General features: G+C 60.4%; 13 protein-coding genes. 12 read left to right on the top strand and 1 reads right to left on the bottom strand.

The genetic code is table 11. From position 1 onward, the window contains the following. The first annotated feature begins 481 nt into the window (after positions 1–481). From BM346_RS08870 to BM346_RS08925, 12 genes are all read left to right on the top strand, one after another. On the top strand, positions 482–1,669 hold the full coding sequence (locus tag BM346_RS08870; protein WP_092011035.1) for a thiamine pyrophosphate-dependent dehydrogenase E1 component subunit alpha: 1,188 nt from the start codon (positions 482–484) through the stop codon (positions 1,667–1,669). A 1-nt stretch (position 1,670) separates the two neighbouring features. Next, the gene (locus BM346_RS08875; RefSeq protein ID WP_092011038.1) at positions 1,671–2,648 is read left to right on the top strand and encodes an alpha-ketoacid dehydrogenase subunit beta; all 978 of its coding nucleotides are present in this window, start codon (positions 1,671–1,673) and stop codon (positions 2,646–2,648) included. A gap of 26 nt (positions 2,649–2,674) precedes the next feature. Further along, positions 2,675–4,357: a dihydrolipoyllysine-residue acetyltransferase gene (locus BM346_RS08880; protein WP_092011041.1), complete on the top strand. Its 1,683-nt coding sequence runs from the start codon at positions 2,675–2,677 to the stop codon at positions 4,355–4,357. Positions 4,358–4,366: 9 nt separating this feature from the next. After that, positions 4,367–6,226 (top strand): protein kinase domain-containing protein, encoded by a 1,860-nt coding sequence (locus tag BM346_RS08885; RefSeq protein ID WP_092011043.1) that lies wholly within the window; start codon positions 4,367–4,369, stop codon positions 6,224–6,226. A gap of 87 nt (positions 6,227–6,313) precedes the next feature. Next, a complete protein-coding gene (locus BM346_RS08890; protein WP_092011046.1) occupies positions 6,314–6,757 on the top strand; it encodes a MerR family transcriptional regulator in 444 nt (147 codons plus the stop codon). Between the two features lie 26 nt (positions 6,758–6,783). After that, positions 6,784–7,950: an isovaleryl-CoA dehydrogenase gene (locus tag BM346_RS08895; RefSeq protein ID WP_092011049.1), complete on the top strand. Its 1,167-nt coding sequence runs from the start codon at positions 6,784–6,786 to the stop codon at positions 7,948–7,950. Between the two features lie 178 nt (positions 7,951–8,128). Then, the gene (locus BM346_RS08900; protein ID WP_092011051.1) at positions 8,129–9,736 is read left to right on the top strand and encodes a carboxyl transferase domain-containing protein; all 1,608 of its coding nucleotides are present in this window, start codon (positions 8,129–8,131) and stop codon (positions 9,734–9,736) included. Between the two features lie 14 nt (positions 9,737–9,750). Then, positions 9,751–10,554: an enoyl-CoA hydratase-related protein gene (locus BM346_RS08905; RefSeq protein ID WP_092011053.1), complete on the top strand. Its 804-nt coding sequence runs from the start codon at positions 9,751–9,753 to the stop codon at positions 10,552–10,554. 21 nt (positions 10,555–10,575) lie between these two features. Continuing rightward, positions 10,576–12,570: an acetyl/propionyl/methylcrotonyl-CoA carboxylase subunit alpha gene (locus BM346_RS08910; protein WP_092013527.1), complete on the top strand. Its 1,995-nt coding sequence runs from the start codon at positions 10,576–10,578 to the stop codon at positions 12,568–12,570. Next, entirely contained in the window at positions 12,570–13,478 is a 909-nt protein-coding gene (locus tag BM346_RS08915) for a hydroxymethylglutaryl-CoA lyase (RefSeq protein WP_092011055.1), read from the top strand. Before BM346_RS08910 ends, BM346_RS08915 begins: the two co-directional genes overlap by 1 nt. A 52-nt stretch (positions 13,479–13,530) precedes the next feature. Further along, entirely contained in the window at positions 13,531–14,109 is a 579-nt protein-coding gene (locus BM346_RS08920; RefSeq protein WP_092011058.1) for a peroxidase-related enzyme, read from the top strand. A gap of 51 nt (positions 14,110–14,160) precedes the next feature. Further along, positions 14,161–15,849, top strand: a complete 1,689-nt coding sequence (locus BM346_RS08925; RefSeq protein ID WP_092011060.1) for an AMP-binding protein — start codon at positions 14,161–14,163, stop codon at positions 15,847–15,849. 85 nt (positions 15,850–15,934) lie between these two features. Here the strand turns inward: BM346_RS08925 and BM346_RS08930 are convergent, their stop codons facing one another. Beyond that, on the bottom strand, positions 15,935–17,824 hold the full coding sequence (locus BM346_RS08930; RefSeq protein ID WP_092011062.1) for a sensor domain-containing diguanylate cyclase: 1,890 nt from the start codon (positions 17,822–17,824) through the stop codon (positions 15,935–15,937). Between the last annotated feature and the right edge of the window lie 114 nt (positions 17,825–17,938).

The raw sequence follows: 17,938 nt of genomic DNA on the forward strand, positions 1-17,938 counted from the left end.
TGGTCGGGCGGTCAGTGGGACCGTGATTTCCGGAACCAGTGGAAACCGGACACATCCTTTGAGGTCATGGCTGATGAGAGCGGCCTGATCCGGCCTGCTGGAAGAGAAACTGCTGCGGGAGGTGGGACTGCTCCATCAGAGCGGTCACCGGGAAGGGACGCATTAACCAGTTGCATACTGAAACCCTCTTTTCATTTCACCGGATCACGGCGCTCGGGGTTGTGTTTTGTGCCGCAGGCAGGGTATGCCATTGGCGGCCTCTCGGCTGCTTATGCTCTTTTGGAGCCAGACAGCTGAACGATAGGTTAACCTGTACGTTAACGTCAATGGCTATCTTTCATCCAGTATCTTTTTACGCTACTGTGAAATCAAGTCTGGTTCCATGGCACCCCACAGGGTTCCTCCTGACGAACCGGCTTCATTGAACGACGCCCTCACAAGGGGCATTTCGTCCCTCAACCCCTACCCCAGGAAGAGGATTATGAGTACAACAACAAAAGCCGAGGTCGTGCACACGCCGACCTTCACCGACGGTGCCGAGTTTCGCATTCCCACGTTTCAGGTTCTGAAGCAGGACGGCACGCTCCACGAGGGTGCCCAGGCCCCTGCCCTGGACAAAGACCAGGCCCTGCGCATATACCGCACCATGATTTTCACCAGGGTTCTGGATGAGCGGATGCTGGCTGCCCAGCGCCAGGGCCGGCTGAGCTTCTACATGCAGTGCATCGGAGAGGAGGCCGCCATCATAGGCAGTGCCGCCGCCCTCGATGAGGACGACATGATCATGGCCCAGTATCGCGAGCAGGGTGCGCTCGCCTACCGCGGCTTTACCACCGACGAATTCATGAACCAGCTGTTCGGCAATGAGATGGACTACGGCAAGGGTCGCCAGATGCCGGTCCACTACGGTTCCGCCAAACTGCACTACATGACTATTTCTTCGCCGCTGGCCACCCAGATACCCCAGGCCACCGGCTATGCCTATGGCCAGAAACTGGCGGGGGACGGCAAGTGCACGATTGTCTATTTCGGCGAGGGCGCCGCCTCCGAAGGGGACTTCCACGCCGCCCTCAACATGGCGGCGGTTCACCGGGTGCCGGTGATCTTTCTCTGCCGCAACAACGGTTACGCCATTTCCACCCCTTCCGTTGAGCAGTTCGCTGCTGACGGCGTCGCTCCCCGGGCCTTTGGCTACAAAATGGATGTTATCCGCGTGGATGGCAACGACGTTCTCGCCGTACACGAAGCCACCCGCCTCGCCCGGCGGATGGCGGTGGAAGAGAACCGCCCGGTCCTGATCGAGGCCATGACCTATCGGCTTGCCGCCCACTCATCCTCCGACGACCCTTCCGGTTATCGCAGCAAGGACGAAGAAGCCGTCTGGAGGGAAAAGGACCCTATCCTGCGCATGCGTCACTGGCTCCAGGGAAGGGAGTGGTGGAGCGATGACGAGGAAAAAGAGATCCAGGAGCGCCTCCGCCGCGAGGTACTGGAAACCATGAAGAAGGCCGAGAAGCGGCCACCCCCTCCCCTTGAGAGCCTGGTCACCGATGTCTACGACCAGGTGACGCCGGAACTGAGCCGGCAGCTGGATAATCTCAAGTCTCATATACGCCGCTACCCGGACGCGTACCCCAAGACCGCCGGTCAGGTAAGGGGAGGTGAATAACATGGCCAAGATGAACATGCTCCAGGCCATAAACAATGCTCTTGATATGGCAATGGCCGCCAACGACCGGGTGCTGTGCTTCGGAGAAGACGTGGGTGTCTTCGGCGGTGTTTTCCGCGCCACCAGCAACCTGCAACAGAAGTACGGCAAGGACCGCTGCTTCAACACGCCGCTGGTGGAACAGGGCATCATCGGTTTTGCCAACGGCCTGGCGGCCCAGGGCTCGGTGCCGGTTGCGGAAATCCAGTTCGCTGACTACATCTTCCCCGCCTTCGACCAGATCGTTAACGAGTCCGCGAAATTCCGCTACCGCTCAGGCAACCTGTTCGACGTTGGCGGGCTGACCATCCGCGCTCCCTATGGCGGTGGTATCGCGGGGGGGCTCTACCATTCCCAGTCGCCGGAAGCCTACTTTGCCCATACCCCGGGCCTGAAGATCGTTGTCCCCCGGAATCCGCACCAGGCCAAGGGCCTGCTGCTCGGCGCCATCCACGACCCCAACCCGACCCTGTTCTTCGAGCCCAAGCGGCTCTACCGGGCCTCGGTGGGCGAAGTGCCGGAAGAAGACTACCGCCTGCCCCTGGGTGAAGCCGAGGTACTGAAGGAAGGCACCGACATTACCCTGCTGGGCTGGGGCGCCCAGATGGAAGTGATCGGCCAGGCAGTGGATCTGGCGGAAAAGGAGGGTATTTCCTGCGAAGTGATCGATCTGAGGACCATCCTGCCCTGGGATGTGAACACTGTGGTCGAATCGGTGCTGAAAACCGGTCGCCTGGTGGTAAGCCACGAGGCGCCGCTGACCGGCGGCTTCGCCAGCGAGATTTCCGCAACCATTCAGGAGCGTTGCTTTCTTTACCTGGAATCTCCCATCGCCCGTGTTACCGGCATGGATACACCCTTCCCGCTGGCACTGGAGAAGGAATATCTACCCAATCACCTGAAGGTTTTTGATGCCATCAGGGCGAGCGTCGAATTCTAGGCCGGTATCAGGACAGGAGAGCAACCATGAGTGATTTTATTCTGCCCGATATCGGTGAAGGTATCGTGGAATGTGAGCTGGTCAAGTGGCTGGTGAGCGAAGGTGACATCATCGAGGAAGACCAGCCGGTCGCCGAGGTCATGACCGACAAGGCCCTGGTGGAAATCCCCGCGCCCTACAAAGGCAGGGTTACCCGGCTTTACCACCAGGAAGGTGACATCGCCCGGGTGCATGAGCCTTTATTCGAGCTGGTGGCCGAGGGCGAGGGCGAGGGCGAGGGCGAGGGCGAGGGCGAGGGCGAGGAAGGAGAACACAGCGAGACGGAGACCGAAACTTCTTCCGAAACCGTCAGTGATGAACCATCTTCCGCCATCGCGGCAGAGACCGGCCGGCCTGCTTCAGAACAGCAGGAAGCAAAGACCGAACCTGCCGGACCCGCCGCCGGGGAAGCCACCGAGGACTTCATCCTGCCGGACATCGGTGAGGGCATCGTGGAATGCGAGGTCGTGGAATGGCGTGTAGCCGAGGGCGACAGGATCGAGGAAGACCAACCCGTTGTGGACGTCATGACGGACAAGGCCATGGTGGAAATCACGGCGCCCAAGGCCGGCCGCGTCACACAGCTTTACTATCAGAAAGGGGACCTGGCGAGAGTCCACTCTCCCCTGTTTGCCTTCATTCCCGGGGATGGAGAATCGTCGGCCGGGCCTGCCGCTGAGGCGGAAACACAGAAACAGGCAACTCCGCCAGCGGTTTCGGCCCGGTCCGCCCCGGCTATCAACAAAGCCGGGGGCAAGCGGATTCCCGCCAGCCCGGCCGTGAGGCGCATTGTAAGGGAACACGATCTGAACCTGGCGGACATCCCCGGTTCCGGTAAGGACGGCCGCATACTCAAGTCCGATGTGCTGGAGTACCTTGAACGGGGCGAACAGGCTCCCCGGGCCCCGGTCTCTCCCGAGCCGGCACCGGAGGCAGGACCGGCTCGCCGCCCGGAAACCGGCGGGAAGGCCCGGATTGAACCCATCCGGGGGGTCAAGGCGGCCATGGCCAGACATATGGCCTCGGCAGCGGCGATGATTCCCCACTTCATCTACAGCGAGGAGATCGATGTCACCGATCTGCTGGCCCTGCGAGCCCGGCTCAAGCCGGAAGCGGAGGCCGCAGGCTCACGGCTGACCCTGATGCCCTTCATCATGAAGGCCATGGCGCTGGCGGTGCGGGAGTACCCCGTACTCAACAGTCAGCTCAATGACGAGGTCACCGAGATCCACTACCTGCCCCAGTGCAATATCGGCATGGCCGTGGACAGTACATCCGGCCTGATCGTGCCCAACGTGAAGGGAGTGGAGGGCCTCACCCTGCTGGAAATCGCCAACGAAGTGGCCCGCCTGACGGAAGCCGCACGATCAGGCCGGGTAAGCCAGGAGGACCTCCGTGGCGGCACCATCACCATCTCCAACATCGGCGCCCTGGGCGGCACCTACGCTGCCCCCATCATCAATGCACCGGAAGTGGCCATTGTCGCTCTCGGGCGAACCCAGAAGCTGCCCCGGTTCGATGCGGGCGGCCAGGTCAGGGAAAGATCGATAATGACCGTGAGCTGGGCGGGGGATCACCGAATCATCGACGGTGGCACCATTGCCCGTTTCTGTAACCGCTGGAAGGGCTATCTGGAGGATCCCCAGTCCATGCTGCTGCACCTGGGCTGACCGGAAGCCATGCCGCAACAGAGCCAGCTGCAGCAATTCTATATCCCTGAAGAGCAGTCCATCTATCTGCTCAGCGAGGACGACGCCAGAAAGCTCAAGGACTGGGTGGCATTGTGTGCCACCCAGCTTGAGCAACTGGGCTACCGTGACATAGAAATGATCGGCAAGGGGGCCTACGGCTTTGTGTTTGCCGGCGTGCTGGCGAGACCGGGTGCCACCGACCTGGAGCATGTGTTCAAGTTCACCCGGGTCACCCTGGCCCAGCATCTTCAGGACCGGCTGGAGGAGGAAGCCTTCATGCTGGAGCAGGTGCGGCATCCACGGGTACCACAGCTGATCGCTTACCAGCGGGCCGGCAACCAGCCCATCCTCGTCATGGAGCGGGCGCCGGGCCTCAACCTGGAGGAAATTTCCCTTCGGGAAGGCCCCCTGAGGCCAAGGCTGGTGATCCGTATCGCCGCGCAGCTGGCGGATATCCTCCGCAACCTGCGGCAGGAACTCGGCCCTGCCGGTCGGCCCATCGTTCACGGCGATATCAAGCCGTCCAACCTGGTCTTCGACGAGCGCACCGAAAACATCGCCCTGATCGACTGGGGCTCTTCCGTATTTGCCCAGCTCGATGCGAATCAGCAGTTCATCAATGCCAATGTCATGGAGCTGATGTCCGACAATCTCCAGCAGACCAACGCCCGCCTGGGCGATGTCTATTTCATTGGCGAGGAACAGCTCAATGGCGGCCTGTCCTCACCCAGGTTCGACGAGCAGGGCGCGGCGGGAACCCTGTATGCCCTGGCGTCCGGCCAGTCCTGCCGATTTGGCCATCAGGCCATTCCTCCCACCTCCCTGGGCCTGCCCATGGAATTCGCCCGCATGCTCGAGGGCATGCTGGACCCGGACCCGGAGACACGGATGCGGGCCGGCGACTATTACCTGAAAGCCATGCCGAGAATGGCCAGGACCGTGATGGTTGACCTGCCCGAGCCGCCGGTGCCCCCCATGGTTCCGGTCTGGACACGGCTGGCCAGGCGGGAGATCGACACGGTGGTCTACAGTTCCCGCAAGTCCTTTCTGCGCCAGGAGGATGCCCAGGAAACCCTTAACAGCGTCAACGACGTACAGCTGGATCGCTACTACAAGAACTTCATGCAGGGCATGGGGGAAACCGAGAAGGCATTTCTGGCGGCAGTCAGCCGGCTTGGCAGATACCCGGTGGTGGGTGGGCTCGCCGTGCGCTGGGAGAGCGACGGGGTCTACATAGATACTTCCCTCAATCTCCACGATCCGGAGCTCCGCACCTCATTTGTGGCCGCAGTGAACAATATGGTGAACCTGGCCCGGGCAATCTACCGCCAGGGCATCTTCAAGAGCTGCCTGTTCAACGCCCGGGATACCCTGCATATCGATCGCCTCAGCCCGGAAGAATCGTTCGAGGTTTCGCCGGATTTGCGCCTGCCCTACGAAGTGAGCTCGGTTCCCGAGCTGGAGGATCACTCCCGTGTGCATTCCTACTTTGAAGACGGGCCGGACCCCGAGGAATTCCTGGTATTGCCCGCGCAGATCATCCATTCTCTGGAGGCCCTGAACGAAATACACCATACAGGAATGATCATATTCGAAGCCCTGCCCACCCACCTGAAGATCCACAGTCACTACCGTCTGCTGGACCCGGGCAGGGAAAAGGAGTTCCGTCTGCGTCTGGAGGAGATTCTCGCGGCCGTCGGCCAGATCGAGGGACTGGGTGTCTCGGGCTTCATGAAAATGCCCTTCAAGGACACCCGGTTTTTCACTCACATCGAACGGATGCCGGAGCGGTATTATCCCAGGAACCCCCGCCTTGCCAGTGATCCCCCATCGAATCCTTCCCCGTAGATAACCGGCTACAGACGCTTTGGCCAGCAAAAACACCTTTACGTTTACGTAAACTTTCTCTAACCTAAGTCTAAAAAGGGAGTCACCATGGCCAGTAAAAAGACGTACAGCATCAGTGAGCTCTCAAAAGAGTTCGACGTAACCACCCGGAGCATCCGCTTCTACGAAGACCAGGAACTGCTCAGGCCTTCCCGGCGGGGCCAGACCCGGATCTTCAGCTCCAAGGACAGGGTACGCCTGAAGCTCATCCTGCGGGGCAAGCGCATGGGCTTTTCCCTGGCGGAAACCAAGGAACTGTTCGACCTGTGGGACGAGACCCCCATCGGTAACGAAAAACAGCTGCTGAAGATGTTGACCATCCTCAACAACAAACGGGCGCAGCTGGAACAGCAGAAAAATGACATTGCCCAGGCAGAAATGGAAATGGACACAGCCGAGGCCAGGTGCCGGGAAGCCCTGGCCGAACTGCAGAAGAAAAAGAAACAGCAGGCACCGGCCAACGACGATGAAAAGCAGGCCGCTGAAAACTAATGACAGAGAACCAAAGGTAGCCAACCATGAAATCACAATACTCAGAGCTCAACTTCGGTCTTGGCGAAACCCTCGACATGCTTCGGGAACAGACCAACGGCTTCGCCGCCTCTGAAATCGCGCCCCGGGCCGAGGAGATCGACCGCAACAACGAGTTCCCCATGGACCTGTGGCGGAAAATGGGCGATATGGGCCTGCTGGGTATTACCGTGAAGGAAGAGTATGGCGGCTCTGACATGGGCTATCTGGCCCACGTGATCGCCATGGAGGAAATCAGCCGCGCCTCAGCATCGGTCGGCCTGTCCTACGGTGCCCATTCCAACCTGTGTGTGAATCAGATTCACCGCAACGGCACCGAGGAGCAGAAACAGAAATACCTGCCGAAACTGGTCAGCGGCGAGCACATCGGTGCCCTCGCCATGTCCGAGCCCAACGCGGGCTCCGATGTCATCTCCATGAAACTCAGCGCCAGGGATGCCGGTGACCACTATGTGCTCAACGGCAACAAGATGTGGATCACCAATGGCCCTGATGCCCATACCTACGTGATCTACGCGAAGACTGACACCAAGGCCGGTTCCAAAGGCGTGACCGCCTTCATCGTGGAACGGGACTACCCGGGCTTCAGCCGTCATCAGAAACTCGACAAGCTGGGCATGCGGGGCTCAAACACCTGTGAGCTGGTGTTTGAAGACTGCAAGGTACCCAGGGAAAACATGCTCGGGGAACTCGGCGGCGGCGCCCGCGTACTCATGAGCGGCCTCGACTATGAGCGCCTGGTCCTTTCCGGCGGCCCCCTGGGCATCATGCAGGCAGCCATGGACGTGGTGGTGCCCTACATCCGCGAGCGCAAGCAGTTTGGCCAGGCCATCGGCGAATTCGAGCTGGTACAGGGCAAAGTGGCGGACATGTATACCTGGATGAACACCGCCAGGTCCTACGTCTATATGGTGGCGATGTCCGCCGACCGGGGCGAGACCACCCGCAAGGACGCCGCCGGCGCCATTCTCTACTCCGCCGAAATGGCCACCAAGCTGGCCCTGGACGCTATCCAGCTGCTCGGTGGCAACGGGTACATCAACGAATACCCGACAGGACGTCTGCTGCGGGATGCAAAGCTTTACGAGATCGGTGCCGGAACATCCGAAATCCGCCGCATGCTGATCGGACGAGAGCTGTTCCTGAACAAGTAACAGCGCCGTACCGGGAAGTCAGCACCAAAGCACGTCGAGGGACCGGCGGTACGTCGCTCCGGAAGTGCCTGTTGCCTTCAAGGGCAACAGGCAGGCGCCCAGGGTGTGCCTTCAAACTTCCCGAGGGGCCGCCGCCGGACCCTATGCACCGACACACGTTGCACGGACCAAGAGCCCTATGACCATACTCCAGAGCAAAATAAACCCCAGGTCTGACGAGTTCCAGGCCAACCAGGAATCCATGGCGCAGGCCGTGGAGGACCTGCGGGACAAAGTCTCCACCATCCAGCAGGGTGGCGGCCCCTCCTACCAGGAGCGGCACCTTGCCCGGGGCAAGCTGCTGCCCCGGGAGCGTATCAACCGCCTCCTGGACGACGGTTCTCCATTCCTGGAAATCGGCCAGCTGGCCGCCTACAACGTCTATGATGAGGAGGTCCCGGCAGCCGGCCTCATTGCTGGTGTGGGCCGTGTCTCCGGCACTGAGTGCATGATTATCGCCAACGATGCCACGGTCAAGGGCGGCAGCTACTACCCCCTGACCGTGAAGAAGCATCTTCGCGCCCAGGAGATCGCCCTTCAGAACCGACTGCCCTGCATCTACCTCGTGGATTCCGGTGGCGCCAACCTGCCCAGGCAGGACGAAGTCTTCCCGGACCGCGACCACTTCGGCCGTATCTTCTACAACCAGGCCAGAATGTCCGCCAACGACATTCCCCAGATTGCCGTGGTCATGGGTCTGTGCACCGCCGGCGGCGCCTACGTGCCTGCCATGGCGGATGAATCCATCATCGTGCGCAACCAGGGAACCATCTTCCTGGCGGGCCCGCCGCTGGTCAAAGCGGCCACCGGCGAAGTGGTCAGCGCCGAGGACCTTGGCGGCGCCGATGTCCACTGCAAGATCTCCGGCGTTGCCGACCATTATGCCGAGAACGATGCCCATGCCCTGGAAATCGCCCGGCGCTGCGTGTCCAACCTCAACCGCCGCAAGCCGGTGGATGTGGAGATCCGCAAGCCGAAGGCGCCCCTGTACGACGCCGAGGAAATCTACGGCATCGTCGGCACCGACCTGCGTAAACAGTTCGACGTGCGTGACGTCATAGCGCGGGTGGTCGATGGCTCCGAATTTGACGAGTTCAAACGCTACTATGGCCAGACCCTGGTCACGGGCTTCGCCCACATACATGGGTACCCGGTGGGCATCATCGCCAATAACGGCATCCTGTTCGGCGAGTCGGCCCAGAAAGGCGCCCACTTCGTGGAGCTTTGCTGTCAACGCAACATTCCCCTGCTGTTCCTGCAGAACATCACCGGCTTTATGGTGGGCCGGAAGTACGAATCCGAGGGCATCGCCAAACATGGCGCCAAGATGGTCATGGCCGTGGCCTGTGCCAATGTGCCCAAGATCACCATTCTGATCGGAGGCAGCTTTGGCGCGGGTAACTACGGCATGTGCGGGCGCGCCTACAGCCCGGACTTCCTGTGGATGTGGCCCAACGCCCGCATCTCTGTCATGGGTGGCGAGCAGGCCGCCGGTGTTATGGCAACGGTGCGCCGGGAGGGGCTGGAGCGAAAGGGCCAGGAATGGGGCGCCGAGGAAGAGGCCGAATTCAAGAAGCCGATCATCGACACCTACGAGCATCAGGGCCATCCCTACTACGCCAGTGCTCGACTGTGGGACGACGGTGTCATCGATCCGGCCCAGACCCGCGAAGTGGTTGCCCTGAGCCTGTCTGCCACCCTTAACCGACCGGCCCGGCCGACACGCTTCGGCGTGTTCCGGATGTAACGGAGGAGAACACCATGACCGAACAGGAATCAGCGGTTCTGCTGAGACGCCGCGCCGAAGGTGTAACCGAGGTGGTACTGAACCGCCCGGAGAAACGCAATGCGTTCGACGACCTCATCATCCAGCAACTGATCACCGCGCTGGAAAAGGTGAATGCAGACGATAAGACCAACATCGTGATCCTTCGTTCCGAGGGCAAGCACTTTTCCGCCGGTGCGGACCTTGGCTGGATGCGCCGCATGGCGGAAAACACCCGCCAGGAAAACCTGGACGATGCCCGCCAGCTCGCGCGGCTGATGGAGACCCTGAACAATCTCGGCAAGCCGGTCATCGGCCTGGTCCAGGGCGCGGCCTACGGAGGGGCAGTCGGCCTGGCTGCCTGCTGCGACATCGTCATCGCCACCGGGAAGTCCAGTTTCTGCCTCAGCGAGGTGAAGCTCGGCCTGATCCCGGCCGTCATCAGCCCTTACGTGGTACGGGCCATCGGTGAACGCCAGGCTCGCCGCTACTTCATCTCGGCGGAAGTGTTCACCGCCCGCCAGGCCGAACAGTATGGGCTGGTGCACATGGTCTGCGACGACCTCGACGCCATGGAGCGCCGCTGCGATGACCTGCTGCTGCAGCTTGCCCTGAACGGGCCCGAAGCCATGAATGCAGCGAAAGACCTGGTGTTCGCCGTCAGTCACAAAGTCATCGGTGAAGACGTGATTGAAGACACGGCACAGCGCATTGCGGACATCCGTGTGGGTGCCGAAGGCCAGGAAGGGCTCAGTGCCTTCCTCAACAAGCGCAAGGCCACGTGGGTTCCGGGAGAATAATCCATGAGACAGGGCACCCAAATGTTCAACAAAATTCTGATTGCCAACCGGGGCGAGATTGCCTGCCGGATAATACAAACCGCCCATCGCATGGGCATTCGCTGCGTGGCCGTGTATTCCGACGCCGATGCAAGCGCCCGCCATGTGGCCATGGCCGATGAGGCCTTCAACATCGGGCCCGCGCCCAGCTCCGAAAGCTACCTTCGGGCTGAAAAAATTATCGAGATCGCAAAGCAGAGCGGCGCCCAGGCCATCCACCCCGGCTACGGCTTCCTCTCGGAAAACACCGGCTTCGCCGAAGCCTGTGAGGCCAATGATCTTGTTTTCATCGGGCCGCCCTCTTCCGCCATTGCCGCCATGGGGTCAAAGTCCGCCGCCAAGGCCATTATGGAAAAAGCCGGCGTCCCCCTGGTGCCCGGATACCACGGTGACGACCAGTCCCCGGAAACGCTTCGCGCCGAAGCGGAGAAATGCGGCTTTCCGCTGCTTCTGAAGGCCGTTGCCGGCGGTGGCGGCAAAGGCATGCGGGTGGTTGAGCGCATGGCCGATTTTGACGATGCCCTGGCCGCCGCCAGGCGGGAGGCCCAGAACGCCTTCGGCAATCCGGACATGCTGATCGAGCGCTACCTGACCCAGCCGCGCCACGTGGAAATCCAGGTGTTCTGTGATCAGGAAGGCCACGGCGTCTACCTCGCTGAACGTGACTGCTCGGTGCAGCGGCGCCACCAGAAAGTCCTGGAGGAAGCCCCCGCGCCGGGCCTTTCCGAGGAAACCCGCAAGGCCATGGGGGAGGCCGCTGTGCGCGCGGCCCAGGCCATCGACTATGTTGGCGCCGGCACCGTGGAGTTCCTCTACGACGTGGACGGCTCCTTCTTCTTCATGGAGATGAACACCCGCCTGCAGGTGGAGCACCCGGTCACCGAAATGGTCACCGGCCAGGACCTGGTGGAGTGGCAGCTGAAAATTGCCTGGGGCGAGCCCCTGCCTCTGGACCAGTCCCAGGTACGCACCCGGGGCCATGCCCTGGAGGCGCGGATTTACGCGGAAGATCCGGACCAGGACTTCCTGCCCGCCACCGGCAGCCTGCGCTACCTGAGAACACCGGATGAAAGCACCCACGTCAGGGTGGACACCGGGGTTACCGAAGGGGACGACATCAGCATCCATTACGACCCGATGATTGCCAAACTCATCGTCTGGGACGAAACCCGGGACCAGGCCATCAACCGCATGGTTCAGGCCCTCGAGCACTACCGCATTGCCGGGGTAAAGACCAACATCCGGTTCCTCCACGCCCTGGCCGATTCCCAGCCGTTCCGGGAAGCGGATCTGACCACCGGCTTCATCGACAGCCACCGTGACCTGCTGTTTCCGAAATCCCGGCTGGATACCCACAAGGCCCTGGTACTGGCCGCGGGCTTTGTCCTGGAGCAGCGCAAGTCCCGGGAGGTGGTCAGCAACGACCCCTGGTCGCCCTTCGGCCGCCAGAACAGCTGGCGCATGAATTCCGAGTTCGCACAGCCCCTTCGGCTCCAGGTAGGCGAGGAGATCCACGAACTCAAGGTGCTTGAACGGGACGACCGTTACCAGGTGTTCGTGGGCGGCAGCGTCTATAACCTCTGCGCGAGACTGGATGACGATTATCTCCAGGCTGTGATCAACGGCCACCGCATCAGCATCCACGGCGATCTCCACAACGACCAGCTGGTGCTGTTCTACGAAGGCGACACCTTCAACTGCACGGTTTACCGGGAGACCTACGGCTTCGAGGAAATGGCCGGGGAAGGCAGCCTGGAGGCACCCATGAACGGGGCCATCGTAGCGGTGCAGGCCAAAGTCGGAGACCGGGTAACCGCCGGCCAGACCCTGGTGATCATGGAAGCCATGAAAATGGAACACGCCATCAAGGCCCCTGCCGATGGTGTAGTGACCGAGATCTTCTTCACCGAAGGCGATCAGGTCTCAGAGGGCGCTGAACTGATTGCCATCGAAGTGGACGAAGAGGAGGCAGGCTGATGGCTTTTCCCAAACAGGTTCGTCTGGTGGAGATGAGCCCCCGGGACGGTCTTCAGAACGAACCCGGTGCGGTGATTGCGACGGCCATCAAGACCGGACTGATCGACCGCCTGGCGGACTGCGGCCTCAGCCACATCGAGGCCGCCAGCTTCGTGTCTCCGAAATGGGTGCCCCAGATGGGGGATGCCGCCGAGGTCATGGCCGGCATCAACCGCAGGCCGGGCGTTCGCTATTCCGCCCTCACCCCCAACCTCAAGGGACTTGAAGGAGCCATTGCCGCCCGGGCCGACGAAGTGGCGGTGTTCGGGGCGGCTTCCGAGTCCTTCACCAAAAAGAACATCAACTGCACCATTGCCGAGAGCCTGGAGCGGTTCGCCCCGGTGGTGGAGCAAGCCCGCAGCCACGGCATTCCTGTTCGAGGCTACGTTTCCACCGTGATGGGCTGCCCCTACGAGGGCGATATCGCCCCCGGGCAGGTGGCCACCGTGGCCCGGGCCCTGTACGACATGGGCTGCCATGAAATCTCCCTGGGCGACACCATCGGCGTGGGGACGCCCCTGAAAGCCAAGCGCATGCTTGAAGCCGTTGCCGCCCACGTGCCCATGGAGAAACTGGCCGCCCACTTCCACGATACCTACGGCCAGGCCCTGGCCAATCTCTATGCGGTACTGGAAGAAGGCGTGGCGGTCATCGACTCATCGGTAGCCGGACTCGGTGGCTGCCCCTACGCCAAGGGCGCTTCCGGCAACGTGGCCACCGAAGACGTGCTGTACCTCCTTGAGGGGCTGGGCATCAGAACCGGTGTCGACCTCCACAGGCTGGTGGCCACCGGTAACTGGATCTGCCAGCAGCTGAACCGCCACAACGGTTCCAAAGTTGGCCAGGCGCTTGTCGGCAACTGCGATTGAACGGTGGAGGGCGTCCCCTCTCTCCACCACACCTTGAAGGCAAGGAGCAAACATGAGTCAGAACAGAAACATCGTCGCCCTTGATCTGCCGATCCCGGAGATCAGCGACCTGCCCGAGGATACCCGGAAGTACTTCGAGATCTGCCAGGAAAAGCTGGGCATGATTCCCAACGTGCTTACCGCTTACAGCCAGAACCTGAAACAGCTGGATGGCTTTACCCGCCTGTACAATGAGCTGATGCTCGGCGAGGGGGAGCTTTCCAAACTGGAACGGGAGATGGTCGCCGTGGTGGTCTCCTCCGAGAACAAGTGTTTCTACTGCCTGGTGGCTCACGGCGCCGCCGTTCGGGTACTCAGCGGCGACCCGGCACTGGGTGAACACATGGTGATGAACTACCGCACCGCCAGCCTCGACCGGCGCCAGCGGGCGATGCTCGATTTCGCGTCGCTTCTCACCCGCTCGCCGGCCACCGTCACCGAAGACAATATCCAGGCACTGCGGGACGCCGGTCTCAGCGACCGCGCCATCTGGGACCTCAGCAACCTGGTGGGCTTCTACAACATGTCCAACCGCGTGGCCATTGCCAGCGATATGCAACCCAATACCGAGTATCACAGCCAGAATCGCTAGCAGGCCCGGCCGTCTGCTCGCCCTCGACTACAAAAACAATGGAGGCAGATAATGAACCAGACTCTTCCAAGTTACACCAGCGGCACCTCCGAAATCCCACTGCTGGGCATGACCATCGGCGAGATGCTCGACCGTACCGTCGAGAAATACCCGGACACCGAAGCCCTGGTGTGCCTGCATCAGGACATCCGCTGGACCTACAGGCAGTTCGTTGAAAAGGTCAACGAGGCGGCCCGTGCCTTCCTGGCCATCGGCGTCAGGCGTGGCGACCGGGTGGGCATCTGGTCCCCCAACCGCTACGAATGGACCGTCACCCAGTTCGCCACCGCCAAGGTGGGCGCCATCCTGGTGAACATCAACCCCGCCTACGGCGTCCACGAGCTGGAATACGCCATGAACCTGGCCGGCATTTCAGTACTGGTAACCGCAGACAGCTTCAAGGCGTCCGACTACCGCAAGATGGTCTACGAACTGGCTCCCGAACTGAAAGCCGGTGCGCCGGGCAAAGTTCAAGCCCAGCGACTGCCGGACCTGAGGGCGGTGATCAACCTGGACAAGGACAGTCACGACGGCATGTGGACCTGGGACGAGTTCACAGGCTTTTCAGGAGAGGTCAGTCAGGAAGAGCTGGAGAGACTGCAGGACAGACTCCAGTTCGATGATCCCATCAACATCCAGTTCACCTCCGGCACCACAGGCAATCCCAAGGGTGCCACCCTTACCCACCACAATATCCTCAATAACGGATACTTCGTGGCAGAAAGTCAGCGCTTCACCGAGAAAGACCGCCTGGTGATCCCGGTACCCCTCTACCACTGTTTCGGCATGGTAATGGGCAACCTGGGCTGCATCACCCACGGCTCCACCATGATCTACCCGGGTGAGGGTTTCGAGCCGAAATCCGTGCTGCAGGCGGTACACCAGGAAAAAGCCACCGCCCTTTACGGCGTGCCCACCATGTTCATCGCCGAACTGGCCGAGCCGGAGTTTGAAACCTACGACCTGTCGAGCCTGCGCACCGGCATCATGGCCGGCTCCATCTGCCCGGCGGAGGTGATGAAAAAGGTCAACGGCAAGATGAACATGAAGGAAGTACAGATTGCCTATGGGATGACCGAGACCAGCCCCGTGTCCACCCAGACCAGCTCCCTCGACCCCTTCGAGAAGCAGGTGACCACCGTGGGCCGAACCCAGCCTCACCTGGAAACCAAGATCGTTGATCCAGGCACCGGCAACATCCTGCCCCGGGGCGAAATCGGCGAACTCTGCACCCGCGGCTACAGTGTGATGCTGAAGTACTGGGACAACGAGGAGAAAACCGCCGAAGCCATTGACGAGGCGGGCTGGATGCACACCGGCGACCTGGCCACCATGGACGAGGACGGCTACGTTCAGATCGTTGGCCGCATCAAGGACATGGTCATCCGTGGCGGTGAAAACATCTACCCGAAGGAAATCGAGGAATTCCTCTACACCCACCCCGCCATCGAGGAAGTGCAGGTCACGGGTATTCCTGATGACAAATACGGCGAGGAACTGATCGCCTGGGTGAAACTGGCCCCGGACGCGGAACCCGTCACCGGCGACGACCTCCGGGAGTTCTGCAAGGGCAAGATCGCCCACTTCAAGATCCCCCGGAACTACAAGTTCGTGGACGAATTCCCCATGACGGTTACCGGCAAGATCCAGAAGTTCAAGATGCGGGAGATCTCCATTGAGGAGATGGGCCTGAAGTCCTGATTCGTGCCGAGACAGATCCATTCCAAGACCCCCGTACCGGCCGGGGGTTTTTATTGCCCGACCAGTATCTCCCACCCTGTTACAGTCACGCACGGGCCCTGTTACGGCCCTCACTCTTGGCCCGATAGAGAGCCTGATCTGCCTGGCGGACCAGTTGGTCGAGGCCACAGCTCCCATCCCATTCAGCAATACCGAAGCTCGCAGTGACTTGGAGGGGTGTGGTCCCATAGTTTACTGGAGTTTCGGAAATCTGAGTGCGGATGCGTTCAGCGATGTCCAGAGCTGCGCTTTCAGGGGTGTCGGGCAGGAGTATCAGAAACTCCTCACCGCCAATCCGTCCAAATAGGTCGGTCGGGCGAATAGTGGTTTCGACTGGGGTCATAACCCCACGCAGAACCTCATCTCCGGCCTCATGACCAAAGGTGTCATTGATGGTCTTGAAATGATCCAGGTCGAAGGCGACCAGAGCTGCCGTCCGTCCGTCCTGCTTCAACCGTTTCAATTCTCTCTTGGCGACTTCGTAGAAATGGCGGCGGTTGGCGATGCCTGTCAGGAAATCTGTAGACGCAACCTTCTTAAGCTTCTCAACAGCCCTGTTCAGGGACTGTGTGCGCTCCTGAACTTTTTCCTCCAGGACCTCATTCTGCTGCTCGATTGCACGGTTGGCCTCCCGCAGGCGTTCCTCGGCCTCTTTCTCCTGCGTGAGATCGTGCTGGATACCTACATAATGTGTAACAGTGCCGGCATGGTTACTCACGGGTGCCAGACTCAGGTCTATCCAGAGAAGCTTGCCTGATTTTGTGTAATTTCTAACCTGAACGCGGCATGGTTTACTCTCAGCCACTGCGGCTCGTATGATTTCAATCGTCGTCTTTTGCTGATCACCATCCTGAAGAAACTGACAGCCCTGCCCAACGATTTCGGCTGCCCTGTAACCAAACAGTTCCTCGAACTTGGGATTGACCCAGGTGATTGGCATGTCAGATTGCCGGACATCGACAACAGAAATTGGATCGTTGCTTGCCTGAATTGCCCGCTCCTGAAACCGAAGAGAAGCGTTTTGACGTCTTATTTTCTGGATCAGCCCGGAGAGACCAACGGCAATGATACTCACAACCACGAGATATTCCTGGGTCAGCCAGATTGCCTCCTGAGGAGCTATCGTTTCGGTATAGGTACTCAGCGGTTGGATGAGGAGAGCAACAGCCACGACGGCAATTATCGACACGGTTGCTGTGGTGGCGAGTAACCGGAAACGGGTCGCAGTCCAGACGACGAATCCCAAGAGCAGCACAGGTGTAAGGAAAAACTCGACGCTTCCCTGGCGAGCAAAGTCAAAGGCATAGAAGCCGGTGATTGCGATGGCTGTCCATATCACGACAAGTTCTGTGATCTTCGAATAGTGTGGAGCACGGACACTCCTCCAGCCGGTGCTTATGGCATGCCAACAGGAAGCGAACAGTGGCGTGAGAAGAAGGAGGCCCACGGCGTCGGCAAACCACCAGAGACGCCAGAACACCCAAAACGGATTGTCCGTTCGGTCCAGAATATTGTAAACGGCGGCGCCTAACAGCGCGGCAACGGAACATGCAACCAGGGGACCCGTCAGGATGAATATCCTGAGGTGCTTTAACGATTGAAAGTCAAAACCGGGACCACAAAATCGCCGGATCAGAAAAGCCGCAAGAAAAGATTCAAAGATATTCACCAGACCAAACAGGCTGGCGGACCAAAGCGGGAAAGAGACGGACAGAGCCGCAGTACAGGCTGCGATCAAGGCAGCAGTGGCGAGTCCAGTCCACTCGCGGCGAGGGGTCAATAAAAGTGCGGTTAAAAGTACGGCATTGGCGGGCCAAAGGATGGCAATGCCGTCCTCTGTCACGGTTTGTGTAAGACCTAACCAGGCCCCCAGAAAGAAAAACACCCCGGTGAGGATGGCGCGTAAACCAGGTTTCGTTAGCGCATTCGAATTCACCCTCTCTCTCCAATACTGTCACAGGCTCTGTGAAGGGCCTTCTCGGACAGTACGACAACGGAATTTCCGCTTTCTGGTCGAAAGCAAACTGTTACGGGAAGCTTAGCTGAAAAA

Origin of the sequence: Marinobacter daqiaonensis (assembly GCF_900115285.1) — a bacterium.
In the GTDB taxonomy this organism is placed as follows: Bacteria; Pseudomonadota; Gammaproteobacteria; order Pseudomonadales; family Oleiphilaceae; genus Marinobacter; species Marinobacter daqiaonensis.